Raw genomic sequence first — 22,327 nt, forward strand, 5'->3', positions numbered from 1 at the left:
AGTAGATGAGCAAAATGAAAATATTTCGAAATATGGGTATGGGGGATCAGGTATTTCCTTGTCCTTGTGTTACAATTGGCAATTTTGATGGGGTTCATATCGGCCACCAGCAGTTGTTTTCCACAGTGGTTGAAAAAGCCAGGCGGAATAAAGGAACCAGTATTGCCATAACGTTTGACCCTCATCCACTCCAGGTTCTGTTGCCTGGCGGGATAAAGCTTATTTCAAATTGTGAGCAGAAGGCTGAGCTCATTGAAGCCGCGGGGATTGATGTTCTCGTCGTGATACCTTTTACCAAAGAGTTTGCAAAAACCTCTGCTGATGTTTTTGTAACGGATTTTCTTATCAGCACTCTGCGCATCAAAGAGCTCGTCGTAGGTTATGACTATGCCTTTGGTAAAGGACGCGGTGGTAATATCGATTTTTTGAAGAAGCAGGGCCAGCAGTATGGGTTTCCAGTTACTGTGGTTGATGCATTTTATGCAAATGATCAGCTGGTGAGCTCCACGAGAATCCGTGAGCTTGTCAAGGAAGGCAAGATGGCTGCAGCCCGTGAACTTTTAGGACGAAACTATCAGATCCGCGGGACCGTTCAGGTGGGTAAACAGCGGGGTGGGAAGTTGATTGGCTTTCCAACAGCAAATCTCAAATTTAATAAGGAAGATCTGGTTCCCCATCATGGGGTTTATGTTGCTCAGGTTATCTATGGTGGGCGGTGCTATGGGGGAATTTTAAATATTGGTTATAATCCGACCTTTGGAGAAGAACTGCTTGTTGCAGAAACCCATATCTTTGACTTTAACGAAGATATTTATGGCAAACCAATACGGGTGAATCTTCTCAAGTTTTTACGCGGAGAAGTGAAGTTTAAAGGTGCCGCTGACCTGGCTGAACAGATCGCCAAAGATGTGGTTGTTGCAAAACAGGTGTTGCAGGAACAAGCTCTGGAGTTGAGTCTTGCCTGTTCTGAGGAGCTTGATAAAGATTAAAGTCCTGAGGCTTTGCTGAGATAAGGACGACTATTTTATTGTTGCAAGAAAGCCCAAGGTGTCTATAGTGTAGGCGCTCAATACAGGCACTGATTCTCATCTCTTCCCTTTGTGTTTGGTGAAGAGCTGAGCTTGCCACTCCAATTCATTAATACGCTTATTAAAAGTTACTATATATTATTTTCGTGATTTATAACTAGAGGATGCAATGTCAGAAAACTTGAAAGAAGATTTGCCAACAGTCATAAAAGAGCTTGAAAAAAAATGTAAAGAACACCCGAAGTCTGTGATGGCATTTCATCATCTTGGACTGGTCTACATGAAAGCCGGACGTATAGATGAAGCGATACAGATGCTGGATCGTGCCATAGAAATAGATGATCAGAGTATTGAAAGTATGATTAATCTTGGGGCTATATACTTTGGCCAGGGTAATCTGGATAAGGCCCAGGAAATGAATGAAAAGGCACTTGGCGTCAATAATGAGAGTGCCCAGGCCTATGCAAACCTTGGACTGATTTGGCAGCAGCGCAATGATCTTGAAAAAGCCATAGCATCCTACGAAAAAGCGATTCAGAATGATCCCAAGCTGGCCAGCGCCTGGATGAATCTGACCTCTGTTCTGACGATGAAAGGTTATGATGACAGAGCCGTTGCTGCGGCGACGAAAGGTCTTGAGTTGGAACCGGATTCGCCACTGGGACATAATAATTTAGCGGTTGCCCTTTATTTTTCAGAAAGATTCAGCGAGGCGAAGGTCCACGCGGATAAGGCGCAGGAACTTGGCTACTCAGTTGATCCTAATTTTGTGTCAAGGCTGCAGGAAAAACTGGCACAATAGAGAGACCGTCCCCTGAAAATTGAGAGCGGAAGTAATAATGTCTAAAGATCATAATGTGGTTCGTCCGTGGTGTCCTTTCTGCGGCCAGACTGTTGGGAAACCATCCCATGCCCCTGAAAGGAGAATGAACGAATTCCCCGTCGGACGTTGTCTTTGTGGCGCTGTTTATACCTGTGATGTCACGGGGCATAATGTTGGCGCTGCAATAGTTGAAACCCTGGTCTACGCCTGTAATGATAATCCGGATTTGGCCTGGGAGCTGCTTCCCGAAGATGATTATCTCACCGGCAGGATCGAGAACTATGATGAAGAGCACAATCAGGTTGTTGCCAAGAAAAATGTAGACGGTCGTGCTGTCCGTGGAGTTTTGTATTTCGTCAGATTGCACACGGATATGCAGGATATTGCCAAGCGCATTAAGGACAAGCAGGAGGCCGCGTTACAGGAGATCCTCCCGGATCTGAAAAAAGAGAAGAGTGTTACCGTCGAGCCTGTACCTGACAAGGCCCGTGTTCGCCGTAAGGCGAGTAAGCCTTTAGTGAAGCAGTATGTCGAGGAAGGAAATATTGACGAGCTGGTTGGGCTTTGTCTTGATGATAAAAAAACCCTTCGTCTAATGCAACGCCTGCTCTATGCTCCTGACGAAGCAAAAAGATGGCATATTGCCTATGTGATCGGTAAGGTGTGCGAGCGGGTTTCCACACGGGAGCCGGGTTCGGTTTCTGAACTGCTTCATCGACTTTTTGAAGCCTGCTCGGATTCGGCGGCCACTCCCTGGGGCATGGTTGAAACGATCGGATATGTTATTTCACTCAGGCCTGATATCTTCGGCGCATTTTCCAGGTATCTGCTCAACTATATCGGCGAGCCGTCGACGCGCAATCAGACTATCTGGGGGCTTGCTGAAATCGCAGGGGATCGACCTGATCTTATTCGTAAGACACCTTTTTACAACCTTTTTCACTTTTTGCAGCACCCCGAGGCTCAGGTCCGGGGGCAGGTGGTGAGATTGCTTGGCAGGATTAAGGCATCTGAAGCAGCGGTTCAGATTATGGGACTGACAAACGATAAGGAAGAGTTCTTGTATTGTGTTGATGGTAAACTGGTGACGACTACCGTCTCTGAACAGGCAGCTATCGCAATGCAAGCAATACATGAAGGAAAAACAAATGAGTAGCAATACTATACAACCTCTCGATTCTATTGGGCCGGTTGCTAATGATACGGCCAAAAAAGAGATGGACCCCGTCAAGATTGAGTATAACGAAGGGAAAAAATACTACGAAAATCAAAATTACGGCCAGGCCGCTGTGGCACTGCATAATGCACTGGTTGGTTTTGAAGAAAGAAAAGACGATTCTGGCATTGCGAATGCGAGTAACCAGCTTGGCCATGTCTGCCTTGCACGCAAGGAGTTTGAAAGTGCTCTGAGTCACTATCAGAGAGCTCTTGAAATATGTGATAAAGCCAACGACCGTATGAGTATTCTTGCGGTGATGCATAAGATGGTAGAGGCGAATAAAGAACTTGGAAATCACCCTCAAGCGGTTAAGCTCTGTCTTGATATTCTCGACCATTATCAGGATAATCGGGATCCACAAGGTACGGTTGATACCCTTGAAAAGATGGCAGAAATTTATCTTGACCAGGGTGAAAAATCTAAAGCCGCAGATGCATATCGGACCATTAGTTCTATTCACAAAAACTTTAAGCATGAAAATATGGCGGGACAGTTTTTAGAAAAAGCAGCAGCCCTTGATGCTTCACTCTAGAACTGAGGAATTGCGATGTTCACAGGGATAATAGCAGGGGTCGGCAAGATAAGAGGAAAGAGAAATGTTGGTGGTGGCCTCGCCTTTGATCTTGAAGCTGATTTCCCTATAGCTGATCCAGAAGAAGGTGAATCCATTGCGGTAAGCGGAATCTGTCTTACGGCCTATAATATTCGCGGTCACCATTTTACCGCTGATGTCTCGCCGGAGACGATATCGAGGACAAAGCTTGGAACTCTTGGGCCCGGGGACTCCGTTAACCTGGAACGGGCTCTTCGTCTTGCAGATAGGCTCGGTGGCCATCTTGTTTCCGGTCATGTTGACTGTATGGCCTCTGTCACCAGTAAAAAAGAAGTTGGTAACTATACTATTTTCAACTTCTCTCTGCCTGTTGAGCATGGTAGGTACATAATTGAAAAAGGTTCTATTACTATAGATGGGGTGAGTCTTACCGTGAACAGTTGTGGCAGGGGAACGTTTTCGGTATCGATCATTCCCCATACCCTGAAGATGACCACCCTTGGGCTCTTGAAAGTGGGCAGTATGGTAAATATTGAAGTGGATATTATCGGCAAGTATGTTGAAAAGCTCCTTGCTCCCAAAGATGGATACGCTGAAAATGCAAAAGATAACCTTAATCCCGGATTTTTAGCTCAACACGGATTTATATAATCCTTAGAGTGTAATGTTACTAATTTTTAAACAAGTGTGAATTACTATGGCTGTGAGTTCAATTGAGGAAGTAATAGAAGACATTAAGGCCGGAAAGATGATTCTTCTGGTTGATGATGAGGACCGGGAAAATGAAGGGGATCTCTACATGGCCGCGGAAATGGTTGATGCGGAGTCGATCAACTTCATGGCAACCCATGGTCGTGGGCTTATCTGTCTTACCCTGACAGGCGAGATGGTCGATAAGCTCCAGTTGCCCATGATGGTTCCCAAAAACACTTCTCCTTACGGTACTGGATTTACCATCAGCATCGAAGCAAAAACAGGTGTTTCCACTGGTATTTCTGCAGCGGATCGTGCACGTACCATTCAGGCGGCAGTAGCCAAAGATGCAAAGCCTGAAGATCTGGTGAGTCCTGGCCATATTTTCCCACTGCGGGCAAGAGAAGGCGGAGTGCTCGTTCGTGCCGGCCAGACCGAAGGCTCCGTTGATTTGTCTCGGCTGGCTGGAATGATACCTGCGGGTGTCATCTGTGAAGTCATGAATGAAGATGGAACGATGGCGAGAATGTCTGATCTTGAAGAGTTTGCTAAGATTCATGACATCAAGATAGCTACCATCGCAGATCTCGTGGCTTACAGACTACGAGAGGATATGCTGATCAAACGTGAGGTTGTCGCCCGGGTTCCAACCGAACATGCAGGGGAATTCAAGGCTGTGGTTTATACCAACTCCGTTGACAATCTCGAACACATAGCACTTGTCAAAGGTGATATTAGCGAGAATGAACCGGTACTTGTTCGTGTCCATTCCGAGTGTCTTACAGGAGATGTCTTTGGTTCTGCCCGTTGTGACTGCGGTCTGCAGTTGAAGGCGGCCATGAAGATGATAGATGAAAAGGGCAGTGGTATTGTCTTGTATATGCGGCAGGAAGGTCGGGGGATAGGCCTTGTCAATAAGCTGAAAGCGTATTGTCTGCAGGACGATGAGGGTGTAGATACTGTTGAGGCAAATCATCGATTAGGCTTCAAGAGCGACCTTCGCGATTATGGAATTGGTGCCCAGATCCTGCGAGACCTCGGGGTGAGCAAAATGGCGATCCTGACCAATAACCCCAAAAAAATAGTTGGTCTTGAAGGTTATGGTATCGAGGTCGTTGAGCGTTTGCCGCTGGAGATGCCTGCTGGTAAGGAAAACAAAGACTATCTGATGTGCAAACGGGACCGGATGGGGCATCTTATAGAAGTTAATAATTAATGTACAGCCTAAGGCTCTAAAAAAATAATGGTGTGAAAAATGGCTAATTTTATTGAAGGTAACCTGAAGGCTGATGGGAAAAAGTTTGCTATTGTTGTTGCAAGGTTTAACTCTTTTCTCGTTGAAAAGCTTCTGGAAGGCGCACTGGACAGCCTTGTACGTTCAGGTGCAGCGGATTCTGATATTGATGTGGTACGTGTCCCTGGTGCGTTTGAGATTCCACTGATTGCCAAAAAACTTGCCGGTTCTCAAAAGTACAATGCTGTAATCGTTTTAGGAGTTGTTATCCGTGGTGCTACACCTCATTTTGATGTTGTTGTCAACGAGGTCTCCAAAGGGAGCGCACAGGCAAGCCTTGAAACAGGGGTACCTGTACTTTTTGGTGTGCTTACCACTGAGACCATTGAACAGGCTATAGAGCGGAGCGGTACCAAGGCCGGTAACAAGGGAAGCGATGTGGCCATCGCGGCAATAGAAATGGCAAATATCATTGAAGCATTGCATTAATCCGTGTCGTAAAAATACGAAGCGGTAAAGTATTGCCATGGTATGAGGGGCGAGCTGGAAGAGATTTCTTCGGCTGCCCCTTTTTGGTTTTATCAATTTTCAGAAGAGACCTTAAGAGATAATGGGTATTCGGCGTATATCGAGGGAAACAGCCCTCCAGTTTTTGTATCAGGAAGATTTTACCATAACTCAAGGGCAGGAATTTGGTTATGATCTGGAAGAACGATTTGATCTTTTCTGCACCCTTTTTCAGGTGAATAAAAAAGCCAAGTCATATGCTCTGAGCCTGCTCAAAGGGATATGTCCAAGGCTTGACGAAATAGATAGTCAGATCAGCAAGGCTGCCAGTAACTGGCGTTTATCACGTATTGCTGCCACGGATCGAAATCTGCTGAGAATTGCTGTGTACGAAATTATTTACGGTGACAATGTACCGGCGGAAGTTGCAATCAACGAGGTTGTTGAGATTGCCAAAAAATTCGCAGGAGAAGAATCGCCAAAGTTTATCAACGGTATTCTTGATGCGATTTTAACCGGTCAGAAGTCGTAAATGCCTCTTGGGCCTCTTCTTGCAATTATGGTAAATTCCGGGTAGATGTGTGCCCGAAGGATTCTCATAAATGTTAAATCAAGAAGTGGTTAAACCAATATGGCTCAAAAAAATGAACCTCCCAAGCCGGGATTAAAACAGGAAGCTCTTGCTGTTCTCGGAATCTCTCTTTCGCTTTTTCTCTATTTAAGTTTATTTGCATATATCTTTAAATTTGATGCCAACTGGAGCGGTAAAGTTGGCAGCGTTATCGCTGAAGTCCTCTTTGGCTTTATCGGCTGGGGAGCGTATCTGCTTCCCACGCTCCTCCTCATTTCTTCTTTTCTCTTTTTTGGTTCTAAAATAAGTTTTCAGCGTCTTCCCCACGTCATTGCAGGTTTGACCGGAGCAATTATTTCATTTTGTGGCCTGCTCTCTTCCTTTACTATCCATGACTCTTCCTATCTCGGCGCTGGCGGATTCTTGGGGAAAACAGGATTCGTACTTTTAGATGCTGTTGTTGGTCACGGGGGAACAGTCCTTGTTTTCTTGATGGTTTTTCTCATTTCTCTTATGCTGTCCGCGCAATTTTCACCCTATCAGGTCCTTGTAATGGCGGTGCAGCTGATCAAGAAACTCTCGACCTCGGCTATGAACAACCGGAGAGAGAAAAAAATGGTCAGGGAACGCAGGTCCCCCCAGGTGAGAAAGGCGGAGGTTTATTCAGAGTCCCCAGTGGTCCAAGGGCCGGTCGTCCAAGTGCCTGTGGCTGAAAGCAGTGCGGTTCCGGTCGTAAAAGAGTCTGCAAGGTCGAATAAGGCCAGTGCAAAAGATGAAGAATTCGCCGCAATGCCGGTTGCCCGAGGTGACTGGAAGCTTCCGCCGCTGTCATTGCTCAATAGTGGCGAGCAGGTTCATGAAAAAATCGACAAGGAAGTGTACTACCAGTTATCCAAGGAGCTTGAGCAGAAGCTGGAAAACTTTGGTGTCTCCGGTAAGGTTGTTGGGATTTCACCAGGACCAGTTGTGACAACCTATGAATATTCTCCTGCCCCTGGGGTGAAAATTAATAAAATTGCTGGCCTTGCAGATGACCTGGCGCTTGGGCTCAAGGCACAGTCTGTTCGTGTGGTGGGTTCAGTGCCCGGCAAGGCGGCGCTTGGTATTGAAATACCAAACGATAACCGTCAGATAGTTTACATTCGGGAGCTGATAGGGGCTAAACAATACCGGTCTGGCTCCCACAAACTTGCCATTGCACTTGGTCTTGATGTTGTGGGTAATCTTTCCATGGCAAATCTTGCTAAAATGCCTCATCTTCTCATAGCTGGCGCTACAGGTGCCGGAAAGAGTGTCGGTATCAATACGATTATTGCCTCTATCCTGTATAACGCCACTCCAGAGGAAGTTCGTTTTCTTATGGTTGATCCAAAAAGAATTGAACTGTCCGGCTATGAAGGCATTCCTCATTTGCTTCACCCCGTTGTGGTGGATCCCAAGCTGGCGTCAAGGGCGTTGAACTGGGCGGTTCGTGAGATGGAGCGTCGCTATAGGCTCCTTGAGGAAGCCAAGGTTAAGAGCTTTGATTCCTATAATCAGACAAATACAGAAAAGCTTCCATACATTGTCGTCATAGTTGATGAGCTTGCCGATCTGATGATGGTGGCCTCAAAGGATGTGGAGGCGGCTATTGCCCGCCTGGCTCAGATGGCAAGAGCGGCAGGCATCCATATGATTCTGGCGACACAACGCCCTTCTGTCGATGTTCTGACCGGCCTGATCAAGGCAAACTTTCCAACGCGGATTTCTTTTAAAGTGTCTTCTAAAATTGATTCAAGAACCATTCTGGATGCTTCTGGTGCCGAGCATTTACTTGGCGCCGGTGACATGTTGTTTCTCGCTCCGGGAACATCTTCCATAAAGCGAATTCATGGGGCTTATATCTCCGAAAAAGAGACTTCTGATATCGTGGACTTCTGGAAAAATCAGGGGAATTCCACCTATGACGAAGGGGTGATGAAAGAGATTGAGAAAGATGACAACCCTGATGGTGGGGCGGGTGAAGAGGATTTCGATGATCGCTATGACGAGGCTGTTGCAATAGTCACTGAGGCCGGTCAGGCCTCTATTTCCATGGTGCAGAGGCGATTGAGAGTAGGCTACAACAGGGCCGCCAGAATGATTGAGACTATGGAGAAAGAAGGGATCGTTGGGCCGGCCGATGGTGCCAAGCCAAGAGAGGTCATTGTGCGAAATGACTATAGCTAGACCAACTAGGCCTCGGAATAAAATTTCTTGACAATTGACAGTCAACCTAATATAAAAATATCTTGAGAAAAAAATGAGTGCTCATTCAGAAATTTGATTTCAATATGAGTAATAATATACGTTTTTAAAAGGTGTTACTTGTTTTTCGTGCTGTTGTTAGAAAGTGTGCAGACAAGTTGTTTTTAGAAGTAAATAGTTTAAGTGGACCCTGTCGGTTCAGGGTCACAACAGTTAATACAAAACTGAGGAGGTAGTTGAATGCCAAGTTATGTAGATCCTGCCAAATGTGATGGCTGCAAAGGTGGAGACAAAACGGCGTGCATGTACATCTGTCCCAACGACTTGATGGTATTAAACGTTGAGGAGATGAAGGCTTACAATCAAGAGCCTGATGCATGTTGGGAGTGTTATTCCTGTGTTAAAATTTGTCCACAAGGCGCAATCTTTGTTCGTGGATACGATGACTTCGTACCTATGGGCGGCCAGGTTCATCCAATGAGATCTTCTGACTCCATTATGTGGACTGTTAAGTTCCGTAATGGAAATATGAAGCGTTTCAAGTTCCCAATTCGCACTACCGCTGAGGGTGCTGCCAATGCTTATGCTGGACAGAAAGGTGCTAATCTCGATGACGAATGTCTGCTCCTCGAGGCCAACCTTCCTACCCCTAAATAAGTTGAGTTAGAAACTTTTTAACTACAAGATCTTTATTTTAAGGAGATTTGAAAATGGCATTACCAAATAAACCAAAAGGTGAACTCAAAGCCGTAGTGAACCCTGAGGTGGTGGAACATGATGTTGATTGTCTCATCATCGGTGGTGGAATGGCTGCTTGTGGAACTGCTTTTGAAATTAAAAAGTGGGCTCCAGAAGATATGAAAATTGTTCTCGTTGATAAAGCATCCCTTGAGCGTTCCGGTGCAGTTGCTCAGGGTCTGTCTGCTATCAATACCTATATCGGTGACAATCCGATTGAGAGCTATGTAAAGATGGTTCGTAATGACCTTATGGGCGTTGTCCGTGAGGATTTGATCTATGATTGCGGTCGTCACGTTGATGAGTCAGTTAAGCTTTTCGAAGAATGGGGCCTCCCTGTTTGGAAGAAAGATGCTGATGGTGAGAACCTTGATGGTTCAAAACCTGCGCCAACCCTTCGTGAAGGTGGAACCCCTGTGCGGACCGGTAAATGGCAGATCATGATCAACGGTGAGTCTTACAAGTGTATCGTTGCTGAGCCTGCAGCTACCGCTCTTGGTGCCGATAATATCATGGAGAGAATCTTCATCGTTAAGCTTCTTCTTGATAAGAACAAGCCAAACCAGATCGCTGGTGCAGCTGGTTTCTCAACCCGTGAGAACAAAGTACACGTTTTCCGTTGCAAAACTGCAATGGTTGCTTGTGGTGGTGCGGTTAATATTTTCCGTCCACGTTCTACTGGTGAAGGTAAAGGTCGTGCATGGTATCCAGTATGGAACGCAGGTTCCACTTACACTATGTGTGCTCAGGTTGGTGCTACTCTTACCATGATGGAAAACCGTTTCACCCCAGCTCGTTTCAAAGATGGTTACGGTCCTGTTGGTGCTTGGTTCCTTCTCTTCAAAGCCAAAGTACAGAACGGTCTTGGTGAGTTCTATGCAAACAGCGATGCAGTAAAAGAAGAACTCGAGAAGTTCATGCCTTATGGCGCTTCTGCAGTTACTCCTACCTGTCTGCGTAACCACTTGATGATCAATGAGCTCCGTGAAGGTCGCGGTCCTATCTATATGGCTACTGATGTTGCTCTTAATGCCTTCCTTGATGATCGTAAAGCAAAAGGAATGGATGAGAAGTCACTGAAGAAATTCTGGAAACACCTCGAGTCTGAGGCTTGGGAAGATTTCCTCGATATGTCAGTAGGTCAGGCTGGTCTTTGGGCTGGTGCTAACGTTGAGCCAGAGAAAATTGGTTCTGAGATTATGCCTACCGAACCATACATGCTCGGATCACATTCCGGTTGTTGTGGTATCTGGACTTCTGGTCCAGAGGAAGCTTGGGTTCCAGACGTTGCTAATGAGTCCCGTGCTCATAAGTACAAGTGGGGCTACAACCGTATGACCACCGTAGACGGTCTCTTCACCGCTGGTGATGGTGTTGGTGCTTCCGGACATAAGTTCTCCTCCGGTTCCCATGCTGAGGGTCGTATTGCTGCTAAGCAGATGGTTAAATTCTGCCGTGACAATGCTGATTTCAAACCAGAGCTCAAGCAGACTGCTCAAGAGATTGCTGATGAGATTTATGCACCAGTCAAACTCTATGAAGAGTTCAAAGGAGCCTCCACCGCTGCCGATGTCAACCCTAACTACTGCAAGCCTGCAGGTCTCATGATGCGTCTCATGAAAGCTACCGATGAGTATGGTGGTGGTGTTGCGACCTATTACATGACCTCTGGTAAACTCCTCAACATCTGTCTTGATCTCCTCAAGCTTCTTCGTGAAGATGCAGAGAAAATGGCTGCTGGCGACCTGCATGAACTGCTTCGTTGCTGGGAAAACTACCATCGTATCTGGTGTGTTGAGACTCACATTCGTCACATTGAGTTCCGTAAAGAATCCCGTTACCCAGGATTCTATTACAGATCTGACTTCCCAACTTGTGATGATGAAAACTGGAAGTGCTTTGTAAACTCCACTTTTAACCCAGAGACCCAAGAATGGCTCTGTGAGAAAGTTGAGTGTATCAATATTCTACCAACCGACCCATGGCTCTAATTGAGACTTGGTAGTATCTTGATATGAAGTAAAATGAATCTCCAGAAGTCTTCGACTTCTGGAGATTTTTTGTATCTATTGTTTTGTTTTATGTTGCTTGCAGAGAGCTTGCATCTCCAGTCAACATAAGCTAAAACATATGGACAAGTTTATTGGGGTTGTATTTACGTTTAACAGTTGCCATTGCAAAGCTTCCCCTTTGTGGGGTAAGCGATGGGTTCGGGTGGCAATAGTACAATATTTTAGGTAATTATGGAGGTTAGGTATGACTGACGAGCAAGGCACCTCTGGTGCAGTTTTGGTCGTAGGCGGCGGAATCAGCGGGTTAACTGCTGCTCTTGAAACCGCTGAAGTCGGAAATGACGTGTTTCTTGTTGAAAAGAGCGCCAGCTTCGGTGGGCGAGTAGCTCAACTCAATGAATATTTTCCGAAAATGTGTCCCCCAAGTTGCGGGCTTGAGATCAATTTCAAGCGTATAAGAGATAATCGTAAAATCAGAACCTACACCATGACCACAGTAAAATCTGTGACTGGTGGTCCGGGTAATTACGAGGTAACCCTTGAGACTGCTCCACGTTATGTAAACAGTAACTGTACAGCCTGCGGTGACTGTGCTGTTGCCTGTCCGGATGAAATCGACAATGATTTCAACTTTGGCATGAACAAGAGCAAAGCCGCTTATCTGCCCCACGAGATGGCTTTCCCAAGACGCTATGTCATTAACAAAAAGGGCTTGACTGCAGCGGGTGCCGAGGCAGTTAAATCGGCTTGCAAATATAATGCAGTCGATCTTGACATGCAGGTACAGACCTGCACCATCAATGTTGCTTCCATTGTATGGGCTACCGGTTGGGTACCATACGACGCAACAAAAATGGAAAATCTAAAATTTGGTCAGTCCCAGTCTATCGTCACTAATATGATGATCGAAAGAATGGCCGCTCCGAGTGGACCCACTGGTGGCAAGATTCTTCGTCCAGGAGATAATAAAGAGATTGAGTCAATCGCTTTTGTTCAGTGTGCAGGTTCCCGTGATGAGAATCACCTTGAATACTGTTCCCATATCTGTTGTATGGCAACCTTCAAGCAGATGTCTTACGTGAGAGAGCAGTATCCTGATGCTAAGATCTACGTGTTTTATATTGATCTACGTACTCCTGGAAAATATGAAAAATTCCGTGAAGCGAGAATGGCGGATAAAAATGCAACCTTTATTAAAGGTAAGGTCGCTGATATCACAATCGAAGCAGATGGTAGTGTAACTGTTATTGCTGAAAATGCTGTAACCGCCGAAAAGATGTCCCAAAGAGTCGATATGGCAGTATTAGCCACGGGTATGCAGCCTTCCTTGTCATTACAAGGAGCCCCTGTAACTCTGCAGATGGATTCAAACGGATTTGTCATTTCAGATGCTGACAAGGCTATGATATCAGCAGGTTGCGCTAAGAAAGCTGCAGATGTTGTTACCTGTACTCAATCATCAACTGCTGCAGCCTTAAAGGCTATTCAAGTTTCCAGGAGGTAAGAATCGATGGATAAGAAATATTGCGCATATATTTGTGCTGGTTGTGGCATTGGTGACGCGCTTGACCTTGAGGCACTCGCCGGAGTTGTAACTGGTGAGATGTCAATGGAATGTAAAACCCACGAATGTCTCTGCGGTGTTGCTGGCCGCGCATTCATAGAAGCTGACATCAAAGAGGGTGTGAACACCGTGGTTGTTGGTGCCTGCTCACCAAGAGTCATGACCAATGAGTTCAATTTTGGTGAAGGAAAAATTACAGTGCGTGCAAATCTGCGAGAGCAGGTTGTGTGGGCAGAGGTAAAACCTGCAGAAGGCGAAGAGCCCCACGCAGAAGCCGCTGAGTTTCTCGCCGAAACGGCAGCTGATTATATGCGTATGGCCTGTAGCCGTGCCAAGAAAACAGAACTTCCTGCTCCTTTTAAGCTTGAAGTCATCAATAAAACCATTCTGGTTATGGGTGGTGGACTTGCAGGACTTACCGCCGCCAAGGAGTCTGCTGCTGCTGGGTATGATGTCATTCTAGTGGAGAAGGAAGACCAGCTCGGTGGTAAGGCTCTTGGCTGGAGGAAGTCTTTTCCAACCAAGGCGCCATGGACTGATTTAGAAGAAAACCCAATCCAGGCTCTGATAGCTGAAGTTGAGGCAAATCCTAAAATTACAATCAAAACCGGAATCGAAGTTGCTCGTATTACCGGCGCGCCTGGAGATTTTGGAGTTTCCTTTAAGGCTGCCAACAGCAAAACAGAGTGGGATGCTCCTGCAAAAGTAACTGTTGATGAGCAGGATCTTATTAATAAAGGCGAAAAAGAAGATCCAAATGCAGGGTTGAAGAAATATACATCAATCAACCCAGATGCAACCAAGGTGGGTTCCGTAGTTCTCGCTACCGGTTGGAAGCCTGCAGACGTTTCCCAGTTTGAGCATCTTGGTCATGGTGTTCTGCCAAACGTTGTTACAAATGCTGAATTTGAAAAACTCTCAAAAGCAGGCAAGGTACCAGCCAAAGTTGCATTTGTTCAAAGTCCAGGTGGTAAGGATAATGACAAGGATTTTCCATACTGTAACTCAGTTACTTCCATGGTGGCATTGAAGCAGGCACAGTATGTCTGTGAGGATAATGCAGACGGTCAGGCCTTTATCCTCTATCAGCATATGAGAACCCCTGGCAGTATGGAGTTGTTCTACAAAAATGTACAGACGAACGATGGCATATTCCTCACCAAGGGAAGTGTTACCAAGGTGGAGGAAAATGGCGGAGGTCTGCGGGTCGCCGTTGAAGATACTCTGCTTGGCGAAGATATTACCATAGATGTAGACATGGTTGTTCTTGCAGCGGGTATGGAACCAATGACCCTGCATGAAAAGTCCATCAACCTGGCATATCGGCAGGGCCCAGGTTTTAATGACCTTGACCTGTTTGATGGGTATGCTGACTCCCATTTCATCTGTTTCCCATATGAAACAAGACGTACTGGCGTGTATGCCTGTGGTGGTGTTAGAAAAGCCGAAACCATGGAAGAGGCGGTAGATGATGCAACTGGAGCTGCCTTAAAAGCTATTCAGTGTATTGAATCCTCGGATCGCGGCGTTTCTGTTCATCCACGTTCGGGTGATTCAACATATCCTGAGTTCTTCATGCAGAGATGTACCCAGTGTAAACGCTGTACTGAAGAGTGTCCATTTGGTGCTCTTGATGATGATGAGAAGGGGACACCGCTGCCGAACCCAACCCGTTGTCGTCGATGTGGTACGTGTATGGGTGCTTGTCCTGAACGTATTATCGGCTTTAAAGATTACAATATCGATCTGATCGGTTCCATGATTAAATCGGTGGAGGTTCCTGAAGACGATGAAGACAGACTGAGAATTATCGTTTTTGTTTGCGAGAATGACGCCTATCCTGCAATCGATATGGCCGGTATGAAACGTCTTGGACTTAACCATATGGTCCGCTTTATTCCTGTTCGCTGCCTTGGTTCCGTGAATATGGCCTGGATTAGAGATGCACTCTCAGCTGGAATGGACGGTGCTATGCTCCTTGGCTGTACTTATGGTGACGACTATCAATGTCACTTTGTTAAAGGATCCGAGATCGCCAATAAACGAATGGAAAATATCGGTGATACCTTGTCAACTTTAGGGCTTGAGCCTGAAAGATGTGCAGCAAATCAGATTGCCATTACCGATTACGATAAGATCCCACATATTATCAATGATTTCGTAGAAGAAATCGTTGAGATGGGTCCAAATCCATTTAAAGGCTTCTAACCTGTTGTTATCAATGCTGGCCACAGATATCTGTTTGTGGCCAGTTGATGGGCCTTTTGTTTAACACTCGCGATACGATACAGTAAAAATTGATAATAGAGCAGGAGGAAGAAATGAATGTTCAACCGGATTTAGATTTTATAAGAACCTTGAAGGAGGCAGGGGGGGATACACTGAAAAAATGTTATCAGTGTGCAACCTGTTCTGTTATGTGCCCTCTTTCCAAGGATGGAAAACCTTTCCCTCGAAAGGAGATGATCTGGGCAGGGTGGGGGATGAAAGACAAGCTTGTAACAGATCCTGATGTCTTTCTTTGCCATCATTGTGGTGACTGTACAGCAAACTGTCCACGTGGAGCGAAACCAGGAGATGTCTTGAGTGCTATCCGCTCCTATGCGTACACTTTTTACGGCTGGCCACAGCCTCTGGCAAAGCTTGCATCAAGCGCAAAAGGCTTGCCAATGATGATTGGCATTCCTGTTGTTGTGATTTTTTTCATGTGGCTTATTTCCGGAGGTATGCATATCCCTAATAAGGAATTTTTTGCCGAGCATGGTTATCAGCAGTTCTTTGGCCACTGGGATTTCAAATGGTACGCCAAAAACATCTTTTTTATTGTAGCCTTTATGGTGCCGAGCCTAGGTCTTGGTTTATTTTCTGGGATTATGGGGATCTCAAAGATGTGGAAGGCCATGTCTGAGCAAGCTGATATGAACCCACAGTACAGGCCTTCCGTTGGTCAGTTTGTAACCGATTTTATTTGGCCTTCCCTTGTGGAGATTATCAAGCACTCCCGTTTCAATGAATGTGGAACCCATCTGAATCGAGTTCGGGGCCATCTACCATTGATGCTTGCTTTTATTGGACTTTTCATTGTTACCTGCTGGTCGTTGTTAAAAAATGATGTTCTTGGACTTATCTGGCCATCACTGCACGGACCACTGCCTCTGACGGATCCCTTTAAGCTTCTTGCAAACGTCAGTGCCATTGCCCTGATATTTGGAATTGCTGTACTCTGGTCGAATCGCAAGAAAATGGAAACGGAAATGTCAGCCCAGGCCACCTTTTATGACTGGTTCCTGATCTGGGAAATAACAGCCGTTGGTGTTACCGGTATTGCCGCTGAGTTACTGAGATGGGCTGGTATGCCGGTACTCGGATATATCGTTTACTTTTTACACCTCGTATCTGTAATGATGCTGTTTTTATATCTGCCTTATACGAAACTTGCACATCTTCTCTATAGAACAACAGCCTATACATTTGAAAAATATAGAGAAAGTATCTTTGCTCAAAATAAGTAAATCTTCTTTGTAGCGCCGTAGCTTTAAGAACCTAAAAGGCCTGGTCAATTGATCAGGCCTTTTTTATTGTACACCCTGATAAAAGAGGGTGTATTGTGTTGTCTGAGCACTTGAGTAATTCATGAAGCGACGAGTAGTTTTTAGAGTGCCTATTTAAAAAATACAAATAAAATGCAAAATATTTCTTGCATTAAAAAAATCAACTGAGTATATTCTCTCGTCTTGTAAGCTGGCGTAGCTCAATTGGTAGAGCTCCTCACTTGTAATGAGGTTGTTGTGGGTTCAAGTCCTATCGCCAGCTCCATAAAAAAAAGACTTTACAAAGTGATTGTAAGAGTTTAAAAGGATGCTGTCTTTTTCAGACGGTTCTTTAGGAGGGGTTCCCGAGCGGCCAAAGGGAACAGACTGTAAATCTGTCGGCTCAGCCTTCGGAGGTTCGAATCCTCCCCCCTCCACCACTCTTTCTTTGCCTTTTGTAAGGGTGATGATATCCGAGCGGGAATAGCTCAATTGGTAGAGCATCAGCCTTCCAAGCTGAGGGTCGCGAGTTCGAGTCTCGTTTCCCGCTCCATTTTTGTTTGTGTTGCAGCAAGTTGCCCACGTAGCTCAGTTGGTAGAGCGCATCCTTGGTAAGGATGAGGTCACCGGTTCAACTCCGGTCGTGGGCTCCATGTGGACACCGTTAGTAATCTTCGAAAAAACTTTTCAACGGTCTGAGGAGACAAGGAAATGTCAAAGGAAAAATTTAATAGGACTAAACCGCATGTCAATGTCGGTACTGTAGGCCATATTGATCATGGTAAAACCACGCTGACCGCTGCAATTACACGTGTATTGTCCACAAAGGGTCAGGCCAAATTTACCGACTTTAGTGATATCGACAAGGCACCTGAAGAAAAAGAGCGCGGAATTACTATCGCTACCGCTCACGTTGAGTATGAGACCGTGAAACGTCACTATGCTCACGTTGACTGCCCAGGTCATGCAGATTATATCAAAAACATGATTACTGGTGCTGCCCAGATGGATGGTGCAATACTTGTTGTTGCTGCAACCGACGGTGCTATGCCTCAGACCCGTGAGCATATCCTTCTTGCTCGCCAGGTAGGTGTTCCTGCTATCGTTGTCTTCCTGAACAAGTGCGACATGGTAGATGATGAAGAGCTCATCGAACTCGTTGAGATGGAACTCCGTGAGCTTCTTGATAAGTATGAATTCCCAGGGGACGATATTCCTTTTATTCAAGGATCAGCGCTTCTTGCACTTGAGAATCCTGAAGATGAAGTGAAAGCTAAGTGTGTGTGGGATCTCATGGAAGCCATCGATTCTTATATCCCTGAGCCTGAGCGCGATGTTAATAAGCCTTTTCTTATGCCTGTTGAGGATGTTTTCTCTATCTCAGGTCGTGGAACTGTTGCAACCGGTCGTATTGAGCGCGGTGTTGTCCATGTGGGTGACGAGATTGAGATCGTAGGAATTAAGAACACCATGAAAACTACCTGTACCGGTGTTGAGATGTTCCGTAAACTTCTCGATGAGGGTCAGGCTGGAGATAACATTGGTGCATTGCTTCGTGGTGTTAAGCGTGAAGAGATTGAGCGTGGTCAGGTACTTGCTGCACCTAAATCAATTACCCCTCACACCAAGTTCAAGGCGGAGTGCTATATTTTAGGAAAAGATGAGGGTGGACGTCATACTCCATTCTTTAATGGTTATCGTCCACAGTTCTACTTTAGAACAACGGATGTGACTGGAGTTGTGACTCTTGCAGACGGTGTTGAAATGGTAATGCCTGGTGATAATATAGCTGCGGCTGTAGAGCTTATCACTCCTATTGCAATGGATGTCGGACTTCGTTTTGCAATCCGTGAAGGTGGACGCACTGTAGGTGCTGGAGTTATTAGCGAGATTGTCGCTTAATTCCTCGAAAATTGTAATTGCCTTGGTCGTCTCAGCGGTCATGGCAATTTCTCATATGGGAAAGATAGATGAGAGATATAATAACTCTTGCATGTGGAACATGTAAGCGTCGAAACTATACGACGACAAAAAATAAGAAAAAAACTCCGCATAAACTGGAGTTTAATAAATTTTGCCCGTTTTGCAGGGCTCATACACCGCATAAAGAGACAAAGTAGTCTTTAATTGCAGGCCAGTAGCTCTAATTGGTAGAGCGCCGGACTCCAAATCCGGATGTTGGGGGTTCGAGTCCCTCCTGGCCTGCCATTGGTGTTTGTTGTGGGCAGAGCGCTGTTAACAGGTTTTGTGTTTGCTAAAGGTGTATTTCGGTTGGGAGGTATGGCAGAACAATGGCAGCTAAAGGAAAATCCAAAAACAATATCGCTGCGGCAGATGAAAAGAAATCAGTTTTTTCTCCGACCCAGATAAAAAATTTTGTCGGGGAAGTAAAGACTGAGTTTTTGAAAATTGTTTGGCCTGATAAAAAAATGACTCTCGGTTTGACCGGAGTCGTTGTCGTTTTGACTGTTGTGATTTCAATTTACCTCGGGTCAGTTGACCTTTTGCTTGGAAAGATAGTTTCATCTTTTTTGAGATAAACCGATTAAACACTGCTTTTTTGAGCTGATACTGTCGGCGCATCAAGCATTTTAAAACTTTTATATAGTAGAGCAAATGGCAAGACAATGGTACATACTCCAGGTCCACTCAGGATTTGAAGATAAGGTCAAAACGACCCTTGAGGAACGTATTCACAAAGAAGGGCTCGAAGAGTCTTTTGGTGAAATTCTTGTTCCGACCGAACAGGTTGTCGAAATGATCAAGGGCTCAAGGAAAACCTCGTCGAGACGCTTTTTCCCAGGATATATGCTGGTCAGTATGGATCTCAATGATCAGACCTGGCATACAATTCACGATAATATGCCGAGGGTGGTAGGTTTTGTTGGTGATGACCGTGATCCGATTCCTCTCTCAGATGAAGACGCTGCTAAGATTATTGGGCGAATTCAAGATGGATCCGACCGACCGAGGCCAAAAGTTATTTTCGATATAGGCGAAGTGGTTCGTGTCATAGATGGTCCCTTTGCAAACTTTCAAGGCACCGTTGATGAGGTGTTTCCTGAAAAAGGTCGAGTTCGTGTCATGGTGTCAATTTTTGGTCGTGAGACACCTGTAGAACTTGAATTCGTGCAGGTGTCAAACACCTAAGTTTGTGGTTTGATTTTACAGCCTCGGTCGCACGCTGGTCGCAGCCTGACCTGGGGCAATGAATAAAAGATAGTCGGAGTAAGACAATGGCAAAAAAAGAAATGGCTTACATCAAACTGCAGATCCCTGCAGGTAAAGCCAATCCTTCACCTCCTGTTGGACCTGCGTTAGGGCAGCACGGAGTGAATATTATGGAGTTTTGCAAAGCATTTAATGCAAAGACTCAATCAATGGGTGATACCATTGTTCCTGTGGTTATAACTGTTTACCAGGATCGTTCATTCAGCTACATCACTAAAACCCCACCTGCATCTGTGTTGCTGCTCAAAGCTGCTGGCCTGCAGAAAGGCTCCGGTAACCCAAAGCTTGATCGTGTCGCCGAGATCGGGAGAGATAAGATTCGTGAAATTGCGGAGATTAAGTTGCCTGATCTGAATGCATATGATGTTGAAAGTGCAATGAGGATTATTGAAGGTACTGCACGAAGTGCGGGAATTACTGTAGTCGATTAAGAAAATTCAATACTGCTGGCAGAATTACAGGTTCTGCACGAGTAGGAGGCTAAAATGCCGAAACACGGAAAAACATATAGAAATAAAGTTCAGGAAATTGATAAATCAGTTCTTCATGAAATGGAGAAAGGCATAGAGCTTGTACTGAACACAGCATATGCCAAATTTGATGAAACCTTCGATATCGCCATGAAGCTTGGTGTTGATCCTCGTCATGCTGATCAGATGATTCGATCCTCTGTCTCGTTACCCCATGGTAATGGAAAGGTGACCAGGATCTTGGTTTTTGCCAAAGGACCAAAGGAAGCCGAGGCTCTTGAAGCAGGCGCCGATTATGTTGGCGGTGATGATCTGGTGGAGAAAATTAAAGACGGTTGGCTTGAATTTGACAAGACAGTCGCAACTCCTGATATGATGGGCGTTGTAGGAAAAATTGGTAGGGTACTTGGGCCTCGTAACCTTATGCCCAATGCTAAGCTCGGTACTGTCACAATGGATGTAGGCAACATTGTCAGGGAAATTAAATCTGGAAAGGTTGACTTTCGAGTTGACAAGGCCGGTATTATTCATGCCGGTATTGGTAAAGTCTCTTTTGGCAAAGAGAAGCTTGGTGAAAACCTTGTCGCTTTCTTACAGAAAATTATAGCTTTAAAACCATCTGCGAGTAAGGGTATTTACCTTCGGTCCATTGCTATTTCTTCAACAATGGGGCCAAGTGTAAAGCTTGATCCAATTGCGTTAAGAGCATTAGTCAAATAAATTTTATGTAAAAATGGATCCTGGTAGAAACTTATCAGGATTTTGTTGTAGTCGAAGACAGCGGGTACATATGTTTAATCGTGATAGACGCGACCTGCCGAGACGAATTATGAGTAGAAATCTTATATTCTAAGTGTAGTATCTTCTCTGCTTGTCTTTTTATTCGTAGCTGCTGCTTTGAAAAATGTTTCACCTTTAACCTAGGAGGAGTGCTTTGAATCGTGATGAAAAAGTGACAATCATTTCCGAATTGAACGATTCGTTCAATCGGGCGAAGTTAACTGTTGTCGCTGACTATTGTGGTTTAAAAGTTTCCGAATTTCAACAAATCCGTATTGAGTTGAAAAGTTGTGGTTCGGAAATACGCGTAGCAAAAAATACTCTCCTGAAAAGAGCAGTTACAGATACAGGTAATGCCGCCCTCGCTGATGATTTCACCGGGACCACTGCGGTTGTCATGGGATATTCCGATCCCGTAGCTCCAGCAAAAGCTGTTACAAAGTTTGCTGAGTCACATGATAAATTTATTATCCGATCTGCCGCTCTTGATGGCGAAAAAATTGGTGTTGATGAGTTGATTGCACTGTCCAAGCTTCCTTCAAAGGAAGTTCTTCTTGGTCAACTGCTCTCTACCTGGACCAGTATTCCTACAGGACTTGTACAGGTTCTCAGTGGAGTTCCTCGCACCTTTGTATATGCGCTGCAAGCCATTAAAGATCAGAAAGAAGCAGGCAGTAATTAATTAGATTTACTTAGAAAAATATTAGAAAATAAGAGGTTATTAATCATGGCTGTAACTAAAGAAGATGTAATTGACTTTATTTCAAATATGTCCGTACTCGAACTCTCAGAGCTTATCAAAGAGTTCGAAGAAAAATTTGGCGTTTCTGCAGCAGCTCCAGTGGCTGTAGCAGCTGCTGGCGTAGTTGGTGATGCCGCAGCTCCTGCTGAAGAGAAAACCGAGTTTGATGTAATTCTTACTGACGTTGGTGCAGAGAAGATCAAGGTTATTAAAGAGGTTCGTGCAATTACCGGCCTCGGTCTCAAAGAAGCTAAGACTCTAGTTGAGTCTGCGCCTGCTCCACTCAAAGAAGGAACCAGCAAGGAAGACGCTGAGGACATCAAAGTTAAATTAGCAGCTGTCGGTGCTGCTGTGGAGATCAAGTAATTGATTTCACATTGGTTGTTCGAGTTTTTGAGCAACTTAG

At 45.2% G+C, this 22,327-nt stretch carries 22 protein-coding genes and 5 tRNA genes; all 27 read left to right on the top strand.

All coding sequences use genetic code 11. The features are described 5' to 3' along the window. The first annotated feature begins 14 nt into the window (after nt 1–14). The 27 genes from FCL48_RS11945 (at nt 15) to rplL (ending at nt 22,287) form a co-directional block, all read left to right on the top strand. Entirely contained in the window at nt 15–989 is a 975-nt protein-coding gene (locus FCL48_RS11945; protein ID WP_136872519.1) for a bifunctional riboflavin kinase/FAD synthetase, read from the top strand. A gap of 208 nt (nt 990–1,197) precedes the next feature. Then, nucleotides 1,198–1,830: a tetratricopeptide repeat protein gene (locus FCL48_RS11950; RefSeq protein ID WP_136872520.1), complete on the top strand. Its 633-nt coding sequence runs from the start codon at nt 1,198–1,200 to the stop codon at nt 1,828–1,830. Nucleotides 1,831–1,867: 37 nt separating this feature from the next. After that, nucleotides 1,868–3,007, top strand: coding sequence for a DVU0298 family protein (locus FCL48_RS11955; RefSeq protein ID WP_136872521.1), 1,140 nt, complete (start codon nt 1,868–1,870; stop codon nt 3,005–3,007). Continuing rightward, nucleotides 3,000–3,602 (top strand): lipopolysaccharide assembly protein LapB, encoded by a 603-nt coding sequence (locus tag FCL48_RS11960; protein WP_169309197.1) that lies wholly within the window; start codon nt 3,000–3,002, stop codon nt 3,600–3,602. Before FCL48_RS11955 ends, FCL48_RS11960 begins: the two co-directional genes overlap by 8 nt. Before the next feature lie 15 nt (nt 3,603–3,617). Then, nucleotides 3,618–4,274, top strand: coding sequence for a riboflavin synthase (locus tag FCL48_RS11965; protein ID WP_136872523.1), 657 nt, complete (start codon nt 3,618–3,620; stop codon nt 4,272–4,274). Nucleotides 4,275–4,320: 46 nt separating this feature from the next. Beyond that, nucleotides 4,321–5,532 carry a bifunctional 3,4-dihydroxy-2-butanone-4-phosphate synthase/GTP cyclohydrolase II gene (locus tag FCL48_RS11970; protein WP_136872524.1) on the top strand — a complete coding sequence of 404 codons (1,212 nt, stop codon included), beginning with the start codon at nt 4,321–4,323 and terminating at the stop codon, nt 5,530–5,532. 39 nt (nt 5,533–5,571) lie between these two features. Then, a complete protein-coding gene (gene ribE / locus FCL48_RS11975; protein ID WP_136872525.1) occupies nt 5,572–6,039 on the top strand; it encodes a 6,7-dimethyl-8-ribityllumazine synthase in 468 nt (155 codons plus the stop codon). A gap of 121 nt (nt 6,040–6,160) precedes the next feature. Then, nucleotides 6,161–6,589 (top strand): transcription antitermination factor NusB, encoded by a 429-nt coding sequence (nusB, locus tag FCL48_RS11980; protein ID WP_136872526.1) that lies wholly within the window; start codon nt 6,161–6,163, stop codon nt 6,587–6,589. A gap of 99 nt (nt 6,590–6,688) precedes the next feature. Next, nucleotides 6,689–8,836 carry a DNA translocase FtsK 4TM domain-containing protein gene (locus FCL48_RS11985; protein ID WP_136872527.1) on the top strand — a complete coding sequence of 716 codons (2,148 nt, stop codon included), beginning with the start codon at nt 6,689–6,691 and terminating at the stop codon, nt 8,834–8,836. A 258-nt stretch (nt 8,837–9,094) separates the two neighbouring features. After that, complete coding sequence (gene aprB / locus FCL48_RS11990) at nt 9,095–9,511, top strand: adenylyl-sulfate reductase subunit beta (protein WP_136815886.1); 417 nt, start codon at nt 9,095–9,097, stop codon at nt 9,509–9,511. 53 nt (nt 9,512–9,564) lie between these two features. After that, nucleotides 9,565–11,583 (top strand): adenylyl-sulfate reductase subunit alpha, encoded by a 2,019-nt coding sequence (gene aprA, locus FCL48_RS11995; RefSeq protein WP_136872528.1) that lies wholly within the window; start codon nt 9,565–9,567, stop codon nt 11,581–11,583. A gap of 265 nt (nt 11,584–11,848) precedes the next feature. Continuing rightward, on the top strand, nt 11,849–13,108 hold the full coding sequence (locus FCL48_RS12000) for an NAD(P)-binding protein (protein ID WP_136872529.1): 1,260 nt from the start codon (nt 11,849–11,851) through the stop codon (nt 13,106–13,108). Nucleotides 13,109–13,114: 6 nt separating this feature from the next. Continuing rightward, nucleotides 13,115–15,376, top strand: a complete 2,262-nt coding sequence (locus FCL48_RS12005) for a hydrogenase iron-sulfur subunit (RefSeq protein ID WP_136872530.1) — start codon at nt 13,115–13,117, stop codon at nt 15,374–15,376. Nucleotides 15,377–15,489: 113 nt separating this feature from the next. Then, entirely contained in the window at nt 15,490–16,680 is a 1,191-nt protein-coding gene (gene qmoC / locus FCL48_RS12010) for a quinone-interacting membrane-bound oxidoreductase complex subunit QmoC (RefSeq protein ID WP_136872531.1), read from the top strand. Between the two features lie 228 nt (nt 16,681–16,908). Further along, a tRNA-Thr gene (locus tag FCL48_RS12015) sits at nt 16,909–16,984 on the top strand. A gap of 69 nt (nt 16,985–17,053) precedes the next feature. Next, nucleotides 17,054–17,138: transfer RNA gene (locus tag FCL48_RS12020), tRNA-Tyr, on the top strand. A gap of 37 nt (nt 17,139–17,175) precedes the next feature. Continuing rightward, a tRNA-Gly gene (locus FCL48_RS12025) sits at nt 17,176–17,251 on the top strand. Between the two features lie 24 nt (nt 17,252–17,275). Continuing rightward, nucleotides 17,276–17,351: transfer RNA gene (locus tag FCL48_RS12030), tRNA-Thr, on the top strand. Between the two features lie 58 nt (nt 17,352–17,409). Beyond that, the gene (gene tuf, locus FCL48_RS12035) at nt 17,410–18,600 is read left to right on the top strand and encodes an elongation factor Tu (RefSeq protein ID WP_136872532.1); all 1,191 of its coding nucleotides are present in this window, start codon (nt 17,410–17,412) and stop codon (nt 18,598–18,600) included. Between the two features lie 68 nt (nt 18,601–18,668). Continuing rightward, nucleotides 18,669–18,818, top strand: coding sequence for a 50S ribosomal protein L33 (gene rpmG / locus FCL48_RS12040; RefSeq protein ID WP_136872533.1), 150 nt, complete (start codon nt 18,669–18,671; stop codon nt 18,816–18,818). Between the two features lie 11 nt (nt 18,819–18,829). After that, a tRNA-Trp gene (locus tag FCL48_RS12045) sits at nt 18,830–18,906 on the top strand. A gap of 83 nt (nt 18,907–18,989) precedes the next feature. Continuing rightward, nucleotides 18,990–19,238, top strand: a complete 249-nt coding sequence (secE, locus tag FCL48_RS12050; RefSeq protein WP_136872534.1) for a preprotein translocase subunit SecE — start codon at nt 18,990–18,992, stop codon at nt 19,236–19,238. A gap of 76 nt (nt 19,239–19,314) precedes the next feature. Continuing rightward, nucleotides 19,315–19,848 (top strand): transcription termination/antitermination protein NusG, encoded by a 534-nt coding sequence (gene nusG / locus FCL48_RS12055; protein WP_136872535.1) that lies wholly within the window; start codon nt 19,315–19,317, stop codon nt 19,846–19,848. 86 nt (nt 19,849–19,934) lie between these two features. Beyond that, nucleotides 19,935–20,360 carry a 50S ribosomal protein L11 gene (gene rplK, locus FCL48_RS12060; RefSeq protein ID WP_136872536.1) on the top strand — a complete coding sequence of 142 codons (426 nt, stop codon included), beginning with the start codon at nt 19,935–19,937 and terminating at the stop codon, nt 20,358–20,360. A gap of 54 nt (nt 20,361–20,414) precedes the next feature. Beyond that, complete coding sequence (rplA, locus tag FCL48_RS12065) at nt 20,415–21,119, top strand: 50S ribosomal protein L1 (RefSeq protein ID WP_136872537.1); 705 nt, start codon at nt 20,415–20,417, stop codon at nt 21,117–21,119. Between the two features lie 214 nt (nt 21,120–21,333). Next, a complete protein-coding gene (gene rplJ / locus FCL48_RS12070) occupies nt 21,334–21,861 on the top strand; it encodes a 50S ribosomal protein L10 (protein WP_136872538.1) in 528 nt (175 codons plus the stop codon). A gap of 45 nt (nt 21,862–21,906) precedes the next feature. After that, nucleotides 21,907–22,287, top strand: a complete 381-nt coding sequence (rplL, locus tag FCL48_RS12075; protein WP_136872539.1) for a 50S ribosomal protein L7/L12 — start codon at nt 21,907–21,909, stop codon at nt 22,285–22,287. Nucleotides 22,288–22,327 lie beyond the last annotated feature (40 nt).

The organism is Desulforhopalus sp. IMCC35007 (assembly GCF_005116575.1).
GTDB lineage: Bacteria > Desulfobacterota > Desulfobulbia > Desulfobulbales > Desulfocapsaceae > Desulforhopalus_A.

Bases quoted from the DNA above. Each gene is read 5' to 3' on its own strand.
- tuf (WP_136872532.1), top strand. From the start codon at position 17,410: ATGTCAAAGGAAAAATTTAATAGGACTAAACCGCATGTCAATGTCGGT.
- FCL48_RS11970 (WP_136872524.1), top strand. From the start codon at position 4,321: ATGGCTGTGAGTTCAATTGAGGAAGTAATAGAAGACATTAAGGCCGGA.
- FCL48_RS11950 (WP_136872520.1), top strand. From the start codon at position 1,198: ATGTCAGAAAACTTGAAAGAAGATTTGCCAACAGTCATAAAAGAGCTT.
- nusB (WP_136872526.1), top strand. From the start codon at position 6,161: ATGGGTATTCGGCGTATATCGAGGGAAACAGCCCTCCAGTTTTTGTAT.
- FCL48_RS12005 (WP_136872530.1), top strand. From the start codon at position 13,115: ATGGATAAGAAATATTGCGCATATATTTGTGCTGGTTGTGGCATTGGT.
- aprA (WP_136872528.1), top strand. From the start codon at position 9,565: ATGGCATTACCAAATAAACCAAAAGGTGAACTCAAAGCCGTAGTGAAC.
- rplL (WP_136872539.1), top strand. From the start codon at position 21,907: ATGGCTGTAACTAAAGAAGATGTAATTGACTTTATTTCAAATATGTCC.
- FCL48_RS11960 (WP_169309197.1), top strand. From the start codon at position 3,000: ATGAGTAGCAATACTATACAACCTCTCGATTCTATTGGGCCGGTTGCT.
- FCL48_RS12000 (WP_136872529.1), top strand. From the start codon at position 11,849: ATGACTGACGAGCAAGGCACCTCTGGTGCAGTTTTGGTCGTAGGCGGC.
- FCL48_RS11965 (WP_136872523.1), top strand. From the start codon at position 3,618: ATGTTCACAGGGATAATAGCAGGGGTCGGCAAGATAAGAGGAAAGAGA.
- secE (WP_136872534.1), top strand. From the start codon at position 18,990: ATGGCAGCTAAAGGAAAATCCAAAAACAATATCGCTGCGGCAGATGAA.
- rpmG (WP_136872533.1), top strand. From the start codon at position 18,669: ATGAGAGATATAATAACTCTTGCATGTGGAACATGTAAGCGTCGAAAC.
- rplK (WP_136872536.1), top strand. From the start codon at position 19,935: ATGGCAAAAAAAGAAATGGCTTACATCAAACTGCAGATCCCTGCAGGT.
- rplA (WP_136872537.1), top strand. From the start codon at position 20,415: ATGCCGAAACACGGAAAAACATATAGAAATAAAGTTCAGGAAATTGAT.
- nusG (WP_136872535.1), top strand. From the start codon at position 19,315: ATGGCAAGACAATGGTACATACTCCAGGTCCACTCAGGATTTGAAGAT.
- qmoC (WP_136872531.1), top strand. From the start codon at position 15,490: ATGAATGTTCAACCGGATTTAGATTTTATAAGAACCTTGAAGGAGGCA.
- FCL48_RS11945 (WP_136872519.1), top strand. From the start codon at position 15: ATGAAAATATTTCGAAATATGGGTATGGGGGATCAGGTATTTCCTTGT.
- FCL48_RS11955 (WP_136872521.1), top strand. From the start codon at position 1,868: ATGTCTAAAGATCATAATGTGGTTCGTCCGTGGTGTCCTTTCTGCGGC.
- aprB (WP_136815886.1), top strand. From the start codon at position 9,095: ATGCCAAGTTATGTAGATCCTGCCAAATGTGATGGCTGCAAAGGTGGA.
- ribE (WP_136872525.1), top strand. From the start codon at position 5,572: ATGGCTAATTTTATTGAAGGTAACCTGAAGGCTGATGGGAAAAAGTTT.
- FCL48_RS11985 (WP_136872527.1), top strand. From the start codon at position 6,689: ATGGCTCAAAAAAATGAACCTCCCAAGCCGGGATTAAAACAGGAAGCT.